This window comes from Arthrobacter gyeryongensis (assembly GCF_039543785.1).
Classification (GTDB): Bacteria; Actinomycetota; Actinomycetes; order Actinomycetales; family Micrococcaceae; genus Arthrobacter; species Arthrobacter gyeryongensis.
Map to the genome: position 1 here is coordinate 80,312 of NZ_BAABKK010000012.1, position 12,346 is coordinate 92,657.

11 protein-coding genes are annotated in these 12,346 nt (G+C 63.1%); 4 read left to right on the forward strand and 7 right to left on the reverse strand.

Going from position 1 to position 12,346, the window contains the following annotated elements:
• Positions 1 to 180: 180 nt before the first annotated feature.
• The 7 genes from ABEA18_RS10610 to ABEA18_RS10640 all read right to left on the reverse strand — a co-directional run bounded on the left by ABEA18_RS10610 (position 181) and on the right by ABEA18_RS10640 (position 7,697).
• On the reverse strand, positions 181 to 975 hold the full coding sequence (locus ABEA18_RS10610) for a DeoR/GlpR family DNA-binding transcription regulator (protein WP_345449341.1): 795 nt from the start codon (positions 973 to 975) through the stop codon (positions 181 to 183).
• A gap of 409 nt (positions 976 to 1,384) precedes the next feature.
• On the reverse strand, positions 1,385 to 2,458 hold the full coding sequence (locus ABEA18_RS10615; protein WP_345449342.1) for an NADH:flavin oxidoreductase/NADH oxidase: 1,074 nt from the start codon (positions 2,456 to 2,458) through the stop codon (positions 1,385 to 1,387).
• Entirely contained in the window at positions 2,459 to 3,664 is a 1,206-nt protein-coding gene (locus ABEA18_RS10620) for a M20 family metallopeptidase (RefSeq protein ID WP_345449343.1), read from the reverse strand.
• Positions 3,661 to 4,695, reverse strand: a complete 1,035-nt coding sequence (locus tag ABEA18_RS10625; RefSeq protein ID WP_345449344.1) for a ketopantoate reductase family protein — start codon at positions 4,693 to 4,695, stop codon at positions 3,661 to 3,663. Before ABEA18_RS10625 ends, ABEA18_RS10620 begins: the two co-directional genes overlap by 4 nt.
• 7 nt (positions 4,696 to 4,702) lie before the next feature.
• A complete protein-coding gene (locus ABEA18_RS10630) occupies positions 4,703 to 5,521 on the reverse strand; it encodes an SDR family NAD(P)-dependent oxidoreductase (protein ID WP_345449345.1) in 819 nt (272 codons plus the stop codon).
• Positions 5,518 to 6,831 carry an MFS transporter gene (locus tag ABEA18_RS10635; RefSeq protein WP_345449346.1) on the reverse strand — a complete coding sequence of 438 codons (1,314 nt, stop codon included), beginning with the start codon at positions 6,829 to 6,831 and terminating at the stop codon, positions 5,518 to 5,520. The genes ABEA18_RS10630 and ABEA18_RS10635 overlap by 4 nt, the downstream gene beginning before the upstream one ends.
• The gene (locus ABEA18_RS10640; protein ID WP_345449347.1) at positions 6,828 to 7,697 is read right to left on the reverse strand and encodes a polysaccharide deacetylase family protein; all 870 of its coding nucleotides are present in this window, start codon (positions 7,695 to 7,697) and stop codon (positions 6,828 to 6,830) included. The genes ABEA18_RS10635 and ABEA18_RS10640 overlap by 4 nt, the downstream gene beginning before the upstream one ends.
• 272 nt (positions 7,698 to 7,969) lie before the next feature.
• Here ABEA18_RS10640 and ABEA18_RS10645 point away from each other — a divergent pair, with 272 nt between their 5' ends.
• The 4 genes from ABEA18_RS10645 to ABEA18_RS10660 all read left to right on the forward strand — a co-directional run bounded on the left by ABEA18_RS10645 (position 7,970) and on the right by ABEA18_RS10660 (position 12,188).
• The gene (locus ABEA18_RS10645) at positions 7,970 to 9,052 is read left to right on the forward strand and encodes an Lrp/AsnC family transcriptional regulator (protein WP_345449348.1); all 1,083 of its coding nucleotides are present in this window, start codon (positions 7,970 to 7,972) and stop codon (positions 9,050 to 9,052) included.
• 491 nt (positions 9,053 to 9,543) lie between these two features.
• Positions 9,544 to 10,602, forward strand: a complete 1,059-nt coding sequence (locus tag ABEA18_RS10650) for an LLM class flavin-dependent oxidoreductase (RefSeq protein ID WP_345449349.1) — start codon at positions 9,544 to 9,546, stop codon at positions 10,600 to 10,602.
• A gap of 245 nt (positions 10,603 to 10,847) precedes the next feature.
• Positions 10,848 to 11,201, forward strand: a complete 354-nt coding sequence (locus tag ABEA18_RS10655; protein WP_345449350.1) for a TraR/DksA family transcriptional regulator — start codon at positions 10,848 to 10,850, stop codon at positions 11,199 to 11,201.
• 237 nt (positions 11,202 to 11,438) lie between these two features.
• Positions 11,439 to 12,188, forward strand: coding sequence for a dienelactone hydrolase family protein (locus ABEA18_RS10660; protein WP_345449351.1), 750 nt, complete (start codon positions 11,439 to 11,441; stop codon positions 12,186 to 12,188).
• Positions 12,189 to 12,346: the final 158 nt, after the last annotated feature.

Sequence of the window (12,346 nt, forward strand, 5' to 3'; positions counted from 1 at the left end):
GAGATTCGCAAGACTTGTATCCACACAATTCCACGAATAGCCTCGGTGGATGGTCTTGGGTGATCCAAACGTTGGGCGCTTAAGCACAGATACCCCGCACTTTCGTACGGAGTATCTTGGCTGTGCACTGGGAGCGGGCCCGGACCGGCCGGCTTCGAGTGGCCGCTCGGTCGACCGGAACTAGCCGGACAACTCCCCCGGGCTGCCACCCTGGAAGACTTCAAGACCAGCGTCTTTCAGGGCCTTGATGCGGGCACTACTGGCCTTGCTATCGGTGACTACCCCTCGAATTTCGTCCAGATCGCAGACATGGCGGACAGCAACGCGTCCCAGCTTGTCGCCGACCGCCAGAACATAGGTCTTCGCGGACTTTTCAATCATCAGTTGCTTGATTGCTACGTCCTCAGATGAATAATCAGTGAGGCCCGCCCGGACATCCAGTCCTCCGGCGCCAAGGAATGCCCAGTTAGCGTTGAAGCTTCGGACCTGGGCAAGGGCGTCCGGGCCGTATGTTGTCATCTCCCCCGCGCGCACACGACCGCCAAGCACATAGAGTTCGACCTGCGGACGGTCACTGAGGATGGATCCCACCACCAGACTATTAGTGATGACGATTCCGTGGAACGTTGGGGAGAGTGCCCTCGCCGCGGCTTCCACCGTGGTGCCGACATCGAGAAAGATCGTGTCGGTATCCTCGACCAGCGCAGCAGCTGCTACCCCGATCTCTTCCTTCTCCCGCGGGTTTTCCATAGAGCGATTAGCCCTGTCGGGTTCGCTATCTGTCACTTTGACAGGAGGCATAGCCCCGCCGTGGATGCGTTTGAGCTCCCCGGAGCGCTCCAAGGCCATAAGGTCCCTACGCACGGTTTCCCCTGAGACAGACATCATGGACGCAATGTCGGCGGGCCTCAGGAACTCGCCTTCGCTCACGAGTTCAAGGATTCTTCGGCGCCTGACCTCGGGCGGCTCCTTCATTGGACTAACCATCGCCTTCAGCGCCCTCTACTCATTGGCTCCTGCCCCGGCCTCGCCGGTGCACCGGTGCATCGGCTGGGGCCAGCTTTGGCTTAGCCAAAGCTGTTATTCAGGATGCAATTCTGTGTGTATCATACGAATTTGCAACAATTTCCACAACTTGCCAACATTCTCGTTTCTGAAGTATTCACCAGCGATACACTCCCAGCGGTCGCCCAGCCCGCTCAAGAGGGTGGCCTACTCGAAGCAGGTCCGTTGGACACACCACCGTCCACATATCCATCCGCCCGACGATTCCCACGCAGAACACATCATCGAGGTGCCGGCTCTTCACCTTCAACCAGCTCCTCCCGGGCTCGTAGGCCTCGTGTCCACGATGTGCCCGACAGGTCCCCGTGTCTTGCCGATGCTACAGCGCCCGGTGATATTGCCTCGGCCAGTGGGCCTTGAAGTGGTCCCCGAGGAGGTGCAGCGCGAAGTAGGGGTCGCGCAGGAGGGCCCGGCCAACGATGACTGCATCGACCGTGGACCTGTCGAGGATCGTGCCGACCAAATCCGGATTGGACAGTTGTCCCACCGGCGCGACTGCAATTCCGGTCTGCTCGCGCAGTATCTCGGCGAACTCAACGTTCAGGCCCTGCCTAATGGGCGGTTGCGCGTCCACGGCGAGAGCTCCTGAGGTCACGTCCAGAAGATCGATGCCCACCCCGGCTAGGCTCCGGGCGAAAATGCTGGCTTCATCCAGGGTGATGCCGCCATCGATCCAGTCGGTCGCCGTCAAGCGGACGAAGACAGGCTTGTGTTGCGGGAACGTGTGCCGGACGGCCTGGGCGACCCGGAGCGGCAGCCGCATCCGGTTTTCCAAGGAGCCGCCATAGTCGTCCTCGCGGTGGTTGGAGAGAGGCGAGAGGAACTGGTGGAGCAGATAGCCATGCGCTGCATGGATTTCGACGACGTCGTAGCCCGCCTCGTGCGCGTTCGAGGCTGCGTGCGCGAAGTCTTCCACGACCTCGTCGATGTCTCCCGCAGTCATCTGGGCCGGTACTGTGAGGTTCCCGAACGGCCTAGCCGACGGCGCCATGGGGATCCAGCCCCCTTCATCCAGGGCGACGGGACTGTTCTGGCCTCCGCCGAGCCACGGTACTTTGTGGGAACTCTTCCGGCCCGCGCTCTGGAGCTGGACCGCGGCCACGGCACCGGCTCCCCGGATGTCTGCCGCAAGCTTTGAGTGCGCCTTCACCTGGTGCCCGTTCCAGAGACCCAAGTCGCTGGCTGTCGTCCGGTGACGTGGTCCTATGGCCGTCGATTCCACCATGACGATTCCAGCACCACCTATGGCCCGGGAAACGTAATGGACCGTGTGCCAACTTGTGGGGACCCCGTCCGGGCCCGCTGAATACTGGCACATTGGCGACATCCAGATCCTGTTGGGGATTTCCAGTCCGCGAAGCGTCAGCGGCTGCGCTACATTTCGGGAAGGCATCTAGGCGACCGCCGCGTCCGCAACATCTGCTGACCGCTGGACGATCCCCGGAGAGTCGTGCAGAAGGGCAAGCAAGCCGGCGGCGAGGCAGGTGCGCTCCAACATGCCCTCCACGCTGATCCACTCGTTCCTGGCGTGCGCGCCGTCTCCGACCGCGCCGAGGCCGTCGAGAACGGGCAAGCCCAGTGCGGCAGCGAAGTTCCCGTCGCTGGCGCCGCCCACGGAGGTCTCAGCGAGCTCGAACCCGAGTTCCCCGGCAACGGATTCAGCGGCAGCGAACAGGCACGCGGTCTGCGGTGAGCGCATCATGACCGGGCGGTTCCACTCTCCACTGACCCGTAATGTGGCATGTTCATGCCGCGTCGTGAGCCTCTTCAGCACCGCGCTGATGCGCCGCTCTTCGGCATCGGAGGATACCCGCACATCAAGGTTTGCCGTTGCGGTGCCGGCCATGACATTCGTCCGGGTGCCGCCGTGCACGATGCCCACATTGACTGTGGTTCCCCTGCCGGGGTCCGCCTCGGAATGGAGTTGGAGGATCACCCTTGCTATTTCGTCAATGGCGCTTGCCCCGGCCTCGGGGTCGAGCCCAGCGTGCGCTTCCCGACCGTTCACGGTGACTTCGAAGATGCCCACGCCTTTTCGTGCTGTTTTCAATGCGCCCCCGGCACTGGCTTCGAACACCAGTACGGCGTCGCCCCGGCGGGCTTCCTTCTCGATGACCGCACGGGAGGCGGGGCTGCCTAGTTCTTCGTCGCCGTTGAGCACCAGGCGTACGTTGGGGCGGGGAAGCCCCAGGTCCTTCGATGCCTTGAGCGCCCAGACAAGCTGCACGAGCCCGCCCTTCATATCGAAAGCGCCCGGCCCGGAAAAGCGGTCCCCTTCCACCGTCGGGGGCCAGTTCCGGAGTGTCCCGGCGGGCCACACGGTGTCGTAGTGACACAAGGCGGTGATCCAGGTTTCCGATCCGCTGTCCGAGGGATAGTCCAGCACCACGGTGTCGCCCCATTGGCCGCCGTCGATCATCCTCCGGGCTGCCGGTCTTCCTAGGCGGGTGGACAGCCAATCCTCGATCCACGTCAAACCCGAGACGAGGAGGGATTTGTCGTCGGATGGAGTTTCCTGGGTGACATAGGCAGCCAGGTCGCCCACTATGTCGGAACGCCGCTGACCGATCCACGTCGACAGCTCCTTGAGGCCGCTCATAGTGCCGTCTCCTTTTTCCCGGTGGCTTTCCGGTCGAGGTGTGCGAGGTGCTCCTCGTCCATCGCAATGGATCCGGTCTCCAGCTTCCGGATCACAGCAACCAGCTCCTCGATGAGGGGCAGTTTCAGACCGTGCCGCGCGGCGGCGTCGATGACCGGTTCGTATTGAGTGGGCACCTCGGTGGGCCGTTGCCGGACTGCAATATCCCGCCAGATCCCGGAGCGGGTCTTGGTCTGGGTGGAGAGCCACTTGACGAGGTCGTCAATGGCTTCGGCGTTTTTCGCTGGATCGGCGGCACGGATGAAACGGGCGGGGTCGAAGGCATCGAAAGCCTCAAGCCTGATACCTTCGGCGGCCGCAACATCGAACACCTCCGCGCCAAGCTCGTTCATGGCCGGGCGGTGTCGATCGATGAGTTCGCTCATGTCCGCGTCGGCCAGGGCTGTTGCCGTGAGCATCGCGCCAAAGCCCAGCTTGGACCATAGGAAACCTGCAACGTTGTCGGTAACCGTCGGGGTGCCCCAGTGGCGCAGGTCTTCGGCGAGCTGCCGCACCCTGTCGCTCACCTGGCCGGCGTATTCGCCCAGCGCCATGGCGCCGCTGCCGCCGTCGCTGATGACGCCCGGCTCCACGACGTCTGCGAAGAGGTCCACGAAGGCGATCACAGTCCGGTCGGCGCCGACGTGCTTGGCGATGGATGCTTCGTTGAGGCCATTCTGCATGGAGGCAACAAAGCCGTCCCTGGCTAGCCGCGGAGCAAGCCACGCTGCTGCCTTGTGGGTGGCCTGGGCCTTGACGGCGAGCAGCACGCGGTCCAACTGCTCGGGGGCATCATCCGGGGTGAAGGCTGGGACGTGCGCCGTCAGGACACCGGACGGGCCTTTGATCTGCAGCCCGTTCTTACGGATTGCTTCCACATGGCGGGCATCCGCATCCACGACTTGGACGGGAACGCCTTGGGCGTGGAGGTGAGCTGCCAAGGTGCCGCCGATCGCGCCGGCGCCAACTACGGTGTAGGGATTATTCGTCATGACTTCCTTAGGAATTTCCGATGCCGGCTTCGCCGCCGGCCTGAGGCGCCCAGTGGAGGGGCAGATTCATGGCGCCTGTGGAGGAACCGCCGTCGACCCGAAGGGTCTCTCCGGTGATCCACTCGGCTTCGTCCCCGGCCAGCCAAACGACCGCCCGGGCGATATCGTCAGGTTCACCCCTGCGCCCCAACGGGTTGCCGGAGACCGCGGCTGCGTACTCCTCGGTAACCGGGTTGGTGCTGCTGTTCACCGTGACAAACCCGGGAGCGACGGCGTTCACGCGGATGCCGTACTGCCCCAACTCGAGCGCCGAAGCCTTTGTCGCCATTTCCAGGGCTGCCTTCGACGTGGAGTACGGCGCCGCCCCGGGGCGGGCACGGAGCGCCGCTCCTGAGGAGATGTTGACGATACTGGCCCCCCTGGAGGGTTCGTTGGCGGTTTGTGATTCGACGACACGCTGCGCCAGCGCCACCGTGGCCAGCAACGGGGCCCGGGTGTTGAGGTTCAGCACCGCGTCCCAGCTCCGGGCGTCCAGTGACAGGAACGGGGTGGCCGGGTAGATACCCGCCGAGTTGACCAGAACATCCACGGGAGCCGCGGACCAGGCTTCGGTGATCATGTTTTCGGGGCCGTCGGGGGAACCGAGGTCCGCGATCACCGCCCTGGCCGCGTCGGCACCGGCTTCCCGGCAATCTTGGACAGCCGTGGAGAGCAGAGCGGGGTTGATGTCAACGAGGGTCACTTGGTAGCCGAGGCCTGCGAACCGAACCGCGACCCGGTGTCCGATGCCGCTGCCGGCTCCCGTAACTACTGCGTGGCGGCTCAATCGAGCTCCTTGCCCTTGGTCTCGGGCATGGTCAGGTAGACCACCACTCCGATCGCCGCGGCGATGGAGCAGTACAGCCAAACCAGCCCGCCGTAACCGCTGGTGGTCATCCAGGTGGTGATGTAGGGGGCCGTGCCGCCGAAGATGGCCACTGCCAGGGCGTAGGGGAGGCCGATGCCGGTGGCCCGGACTTCTGCCGGGAACTGTTCAGCCATGATCACCGCGCAGTTGGCTGAGTACCCCAGAAGAAGGATGACCCCGACCACCTCGATGAACAGGAGCATCCAGAAGTTCCCGTTCAGCAAGGTAAAGGCTGGCCAGGAGAAGAGCAGGAAGCCACCGGCGAACGCCGTCATGGTCGGCTTGCGGCCGATCTTGTCCGAGAGCAGCCCCGCGAAAGGCAGCAACACAAGGAACAGGCCGACGGCGATGAAGTTGGCAATCAGCGCCTGGTTCAGCGGGATGCCCGTTGCCACGGCAGCATACGTGGGCATGTAGGAAACCCACATGTAGTACAGGAGCGTACCGGCGATGGTGATACCGAAGACGCGCAGCGTCGCCTTGGGGTGCTTCACGAACATGGTGAATACCGTGTTGCGGGGGCGTCCGTCCGAGGCGTCAAGGCGTGCTTTTGACTTGGTGAATGAGCTTGTCTCGGCCACGGACGACCGCAGCCACAGACCAACGAGCCCCAGCAGCGCGGCAACAATGAAGGCTGCGCGCCAGCCCCAGCCATCCAGGGCTTCCTTGGAGAGCCCGGAGGTGAGGATGGCACCGATGCCCGAAGCCAGCAGCACACCGGCGCCCACGGACACCTGCTGCCAAGAACCCGCGAAGGCGCGGCGGCGAGGCGCTGCGGACTCAACTAGGAACGCCGAGGATGAACCGAACTCGCCGCCTGCGGCGAAACCCTGGACCATGCGGGCCGCCACCAGGATGATCGGTGAGAGCAGGCCCACGCTCGCGTACGTCGGGGCCAGGCCGATCGCGCCGGTCGCTACCGCCATCATGGCGATGGTGACGACCAGGCCCTTCTTCCGTCCGTGCCGGTCTGCGTAAGCTCCCATGAGCGCCGCGCCGACCGGTCGCATGATGAACCCGACGGCGAAAATCGCAAGAGTGGCAAGGAGAGCCGCGACGGGATCTCCCTTAGGAAAGAAGTGGTGTGCAAAGACCGAGGAAAACGTGGTGTAGACAGCCCAGTCCACCCACTCGACGGCGTTTCCGATGCCCCCAGCAATGATTGCCTTGCGGCCACCGGGGGAAAGTTTGGTTTCGTGGACCGTTTCGGCGGTCAGCTGGTGTGTCATGAGATTGAAGTCCTCGTGTTGAGTCGGGAGGCAGCATGTGTTGCAAGGTCTTGGTGGGTGGCGATCCAGACGCCGGTGTGGGAGCGGATGTGTTCCAGCAGCTCTTCAAGCACAATCAACCGGGAACGGTGACCGATGATGTGAGGGTGGAGGGTGAGCTGGAAGACGCCGTTTGCTGCGTACGCGGCATCGAACTCGTCCTTCCAGATTTGGGTGAGTTGTCGGGGAGGCATGTACGGACGAAGACCGGTGTAGCGGTCCATCATCAAGTAGGGGGCGTCGTCGCGGATCCACTCCACCGGAATCTCGATGATTCCCGTCTGGGAACCTTCCGAGAGCAGCTCATAGGGCTCGTCGTCCGCCATCAGGGAGGAGTCGTACAGGAAACCGAGCTCACGGATGACGTCCAGGGTTGAATCTGAGAAGTCCCAGGACGGCGTCCTGATGCCCGTGGGCTTGCTGCCGGACTGCGTGTGCAGCACGTCGGTTGCCCGGCCAAGCAGATCCAGTTCCTGTTCGTACGTAAGCAGAGTGTTCCGCTCGTGGATCCATCCGTGCACGCCGACTTCGTGGCCGTTATCCACATAGGTGGGAACCTCGTCCGGACGCAGCAGCGCGCACACTGCAGGGATGTAGAAGGACGCAGGTGCCTCGTAGCGACGCAGAAGTTCAAGAATCCGCGGCACTGCTACCCGGGCACCATACTCTCCCTGGGCCATCCGACCAGGTGAGGTCTCACCGTCGCGCAGTGACGGGGTCTCATGATCGGAGTCAAAGGACAGCAGGACAGCGACCTTGGCGCCGTCTTTCCAGCGTAGGGCAGGGTCCGGGTGAAGGAGCGATTGGCCCGCGCGAATTTTGTTCACGCGACTGCGCCATTGCGGTTCAGGCCACTCCCATGGCTGTAAGGGGTTCATTCTGGTCTCTCTTTCCGTGCTGGCGCCGGATCCGGACTGCCGGGCCGCTCCCCTTCTCCGGGATCTGCCTGCTTGCTGAGAGTGACGCAGCTCTCATGCATTTGAGATTAGGCCCAATCGTGCACGGATACAAGCCATTATGAGAAAATCGTTCATAAAATGCCGCCTATACGGTTTTTCTTCTCGCCTAGCGGGACTCTGCAGGGTATTCTGGAGCTACTATGACGGTGGATCAGATAGCAGACGTGGCAACGGACCAGGCGACAGCCCAGACCTCGGTGCGGAACGGGAATTCGCGCATGGACGAGACGGATCACGACATCATTGCCGCGCTCCAGATCGCTCCGCGGGTTCCGGCAAAGGCCCTTGGCGAGATCCTGGGCGTACCGACCAGCACCATCACCCGCAGGCTCAAACGGCTTCAGGATGAACAGCTGATGAAAGTAGTCGGCCGATTCGCGTGGCCCTTGATCCTCTCGGGAAACCCGCAGCAGCTATGGATTTGCTGCCATCCTGGACAAGCATTGGATGTCGCCGAACAACTCAAGGCTTTCCCGGAGGTCCAATACATCATGACCACGTCCGGGAGCAGCGACGTCTATGCAGAACTCTTCCCGCTCCTCGGAACGAATCTCAATGATTTGATCAGCCGCAGGATCCCGTCCCTCGCCGGCATCACGTCCGTCGAGACCCAGTTGGTGCTGGACTCCAGGCGCGTGGCACTCTCCTGGCGCCTCCAGCGACTCAACGCCGACCAGAAGAATGCCCTTGCGGCGCACGTCGTGCCGGTGAACCAGCCGCCGCTCCGATCTACAGAAGACATGACCGACCTCGAATTCCGCACTATGGGCGAATTGGGACGCAATGCCCGCGCCTCCGCAGCCGAGATCGCCCGGACCTTGAATGTCGGCAGTTCCACGGCTTACCGCGCCATTCAGACGTTGTTGACCACCGGGGCGGTCTCACCCCGCGTGGAGGTGGAGCCCGAGGCGGTCGGCTTCCCGCTCGCGGCCATCATCTCACTGCAAATCAAACCGAAGTTCATTGGAACGGTGCTGGACATCCTCGCGGAACACTCCGCCGCCCGCATGGTTTCCATGGTGACGGGTAAAGCCCCGGTGGTGTTCCACGGCGTGTTCGCCGGGCCGCAGCAGCTTGCCGGGTTCCTCACCGAGGACGTGGGCGCCCTGCCTGGCGTCCAAGCCATGGATACGTGCGTCAGCCACAGGATCTTGCGACGCTACTGGATGGACAGGGACGGGGCCCGTATCGGAGAACAGACAGAGGGGCTACTCAGGCGGTAGGGCTCCCACACCCGTGAAGGCAAAGGCAGGACGGAACAGCGGCCATTGGAAAATGGGGCACAAGGCGTCACGTCTCGGCCTGGAAACCACATCATCGACGCGTGCATGACCGGGCCATCGATTGCCCCTTACAAACAAACTACGCTAGGTCGATAAGAGACATCGGACCGGGCTAAGACCGCAGTCGGTCGACTAACTGGAACTCATCCGTCCGAAGCCGAATGTGTTGACACTGTCGACACAATTCTTTGCCCAAGTTCCACGAGTTTGTTGCATCCTGCATTCACGAATCATGACCGCCCGGTTTCGTCCGGAGACGCTTCTCGGGCACCCCTGTGGAGGGAGCTCCATCTCCGGCAGGCGTTCGATGCCGGCGACGCGGCACCGCTTACCTCAGCCGACACGAAGGGTAACCTCCCGCCATTGTCAGAAGAACCTGCAGGTCCCTGCGCATATTCTGAGATCAGCCGTATCCGATCCTGAAGGAAGCCATGCCCGACACCTCACGTCCATTACGCAAACTTGGATTCCTCACTATCGGCCTGTTCGATCCGGCGGATCCCGCCTCGGGCCACGAATCCACTTTGCAGATCATCGAACTTGGCGAAGGCCTCGGATTCGACAGCGCGTGGCTGCGGCACCGTCATCTGCAGTTCGGAATTTCCTCCCCCATCGCGATGATGGCCGCCGCCAGCCAGCGCACCTCACGGATCGAGCTTGGAACCGCGGTAACCCCGCTGGGCTGGGAAAACCCCTTGCGCCTTGCCGAAGACCTGGCCACGGTGGATCTGCTCGCCGGGGGACGCATCAATCCTGGGCTGAGCGTGGGTGAACCGATGCACTACGACACAGTGAAGCACGAGCTGTACCCGGATTCCTCCGAGTTAGAGGATTTCAGCTACGGGCGCCTGAACCGATTTGCCCGTCTGATCGCGGGGGAAAAGGTGCGGGACTTTTCCGGCAGGCAGGGTGTAGTCGAGGAATTCTCCAACCGCGTCGAGCCGCACTCTGCCGGGCTCCGGGATCGGCTTTGGTATGGGGCGGCCAGCAGGAAGTCTGCCGTCTGGGCCGGGGCAAACGGCTTCAATCTGCTCTCCAGCAGCGTCATCTTCCCGGAAGCGGATCAGGAACCGGACTTTGCCCGAATCCAGCAGTCGCAGATTCGCGCCTTCCGTGAAGCCGCTGAAACGTCAGCCCAGGCGCACGGACAGGCCCGTGTGTCGCAGGGCCTGGTGGTCATCCCAACTGATTCGGCATCGCCGGGTCAACGGGAGAAATACCAGCGGTATGTTGACGAACGCACTCCCCGCACACGGGCGCCGCAGGGGGCAAGGGGCATGCTGTTCGCCGCGGATCTGATCGGTACCAGCGACGAGATCGCCGAGCAGCTACACGCGCACGCAGGATTTCAGGAAGTCGACGAGGTGGCGTTTGCGCTGCCCTTCAGCTTCGACCACGAGGATTACATCCAGATCCTCACCGACATCGCCAGCAAACTCGGTCCAGCCCTGGGATGGACTCCAGCTGAAGTCCGGCGCGACCCACAGTAGGCGTCACGACCTACAATCGAGCACACGTTGGGCATTCCTGGGCGGCTGTGCGCTGCCGAGTCGCGGTGCTTCCAGTTGTCAGAGCGGTCCCACGAGCTCGCGGCCTGCCTCCTACTCATATTGTTCTCGGAGCTGTGGATTCCTTAGCCGACAAACACCGACACCCCGCGCCGGATTTTGAGCACTACGGACCCGAACTAGGACAACCAGCCTAGGAGCCCAACTGTGCGGTAGCGTTTCGTCCCATGGTCGATGCGAAGCGGTTCCGAGTACTCCTTGAGGAGGAACGTGACCGCAAGGTTGCGCTCTTGAGAGCCCTCCTTGGGGACATCACTTCGGTAAACGTCGCCAGGCAGGACGCGAACGTCGACGACGAACACGATCCGGAAGGGAGCACGATCGCCTTCGAACTTTCCCAGGCTTCCGCACTCATGGAGCAGAGCCGGGTGGGCCTGGAACAGATCGAGGCCGCTTTGCTGCGGATTGCCAAAGGGAGTTACGGACTGTGCGCCGTGTGCGGCAAGCCCATCGCGGAGGGTCGCCTGGAGGCAAGGCCTTGGACTCCGTATTGCATAGAGCACGCATCCGGTCAGAGCTAAGCCAAGGCGGGGTCCTTGTCGCTGTTGCCCGTCATCGGCGTCGCAATTTCACCCGGAGCAACGCTGTGGGTAGCGCACGTTCACAACGGACGGTGGAAGCACTAGCGCCGCCAGCGGACTGTCGCAATCGTTCGAGTATGTGAAGCTCTGACTCGAAACGGTCTCGACGCAGACTCCCTCGACTTCGCTGCGGGACCGTGACCCGGCTTTACTCCTGAGCTCCGATATTGTGGGCCTATGCCAATCGAAATCCCTGCCGCTGAAGGCACTGCTGAGGCCCTCGTGGCCCGCCCTTCCACTGCAATCGGCCCTCTTCCCGGCGTCATCCTCTACATGGACGCCTTCGGCCTGCGTCCCCGAATCCAGGAGATGGCCCAGCGCATCGCCGACTGGGGCTACGTGGTGCTGGCGCCGAACGTTTTCTACCGTGAAGGATCAATGGCCGAGCTCGCCCCGGCCGTGGACATGTCCACCCAGGAAGGCAGGGAAGCGGCAGGCAAGGCTGCCTTCCCCCGGGTTGGCCGCCTGACACCGGAAAAGGCGCTGCAGGACATCAATGCGTGGGTGTCCGCACTTGCCGGGCTCAACGGCGTAGCTCCCGGCCCCATCGGGACCACCGGTTACTGCATGGGCGCCCGGCTGGCCGTCCGCACCGCCACGACCCACGCGGACGTGGTGGCAGCGTGCGGCGGCTTCCACGGCGGCGGCCTCGCCACCGACGGGCCAGACAGCCCGCATCTGAAGCTTGGCAATGCACGGGCCCGGTTCGTATTCGGCCACGCGGACAATGACCGCAGCATGGCACCGGACGCCGTCGCTCGGCTCGGCGAAGCCTTACAGGCCGCAAGGCTTGAGGCGTCCAACGAAATCTATGCAGGGGCGCCGCACGGCTACACCATGGCGGACACCTCCGCCTTCAACCCGGCGGCCACCGAGCGGCACTTCCAGGAGCTGCGCGCTCTGCTCGACACAACGCTGAAAGGCTGACCCCGGTCACCGCCCGAAGCCGGATTACCACTTCGAATCGCCTGCCGGTCAGGCCACAGACACGGCAGCCGGCCGCCCAATGAACAAGCGTGAAAAACGACCAAGCAGCAGGCGTCCCAGCGCAGGACAGTGCGATGAAAATCTACAGCACTACGCAG

Excerpts from the sequence above, each read along its gene's own strand:
- ABEA18_RS10660 (WP_345449351.1), top strand. The coding sequence starts at position 11,439 with ATGCCAATCGAAATCCCTGCCGCTGAAGGCACTGCTGAGGCCCTCGTG.
- ABEA18_RS10615 (WP_345449342.1), bottom strand. The coding sequence starts at position 2,458 with ATGCCTTCCCGAAATGTAGCGCAGCCGCTGACGCTTCGCGGACTGGAA.
- ABEA18_RS10650 (WP_345449349.1), top strand. The coding sequence starts at position 9,544 with ATGCCCGACACCTCACGTCCATTACGCAAACTTGGATTCCTCACTATC.
- ABEA18_RS10635 (WP_345449346.1), bottom strand. The coding sequence starts at position 6,831 with ATGACACACCAGCTGACCGCCGAAACGGTCCACGAAACCAAACTTTCC.
- ABEA18_RS10610 (WP_345449341.1), bottom strand. The coding sequence starts at position 975 with ATGAAGGAGCCGCCCGAGGTCAGGCGCCGAAGAATCCTTGAACTCGTG.
- ABEA18_RS10655 (WP_345449350.1), top strand. The coding sequence starts at position 10,848 with ATGGTCGATGCGAAGCGGTTCCGAGTACTCCTTGAGGAGGAACGTGAC.
- ABEA18_RS10625 (WP_345449344.1), bottom strand. The coding sequence starts at position 4,695 with ATGACGAATAATCCCTACACCGTAGTTGGCGCCGGCGCGATCGGCGGC.
- ABEA18_RS10645 (WP_345449348.1), top strand. The coding sequence starts at position 7,970 with ATGACGGTGGATCAGATAGCAGACGTGGCAACGGACCAGGCGACAGCC.
- ABEA18_RS10620 (WP_345449343.1), bottom strand. The coding sequence starts at position 3,664 with ATGAGCGGCCTCAAGGAGCTGTCGACGTGGATCGGTCAGCGGCGTTCC.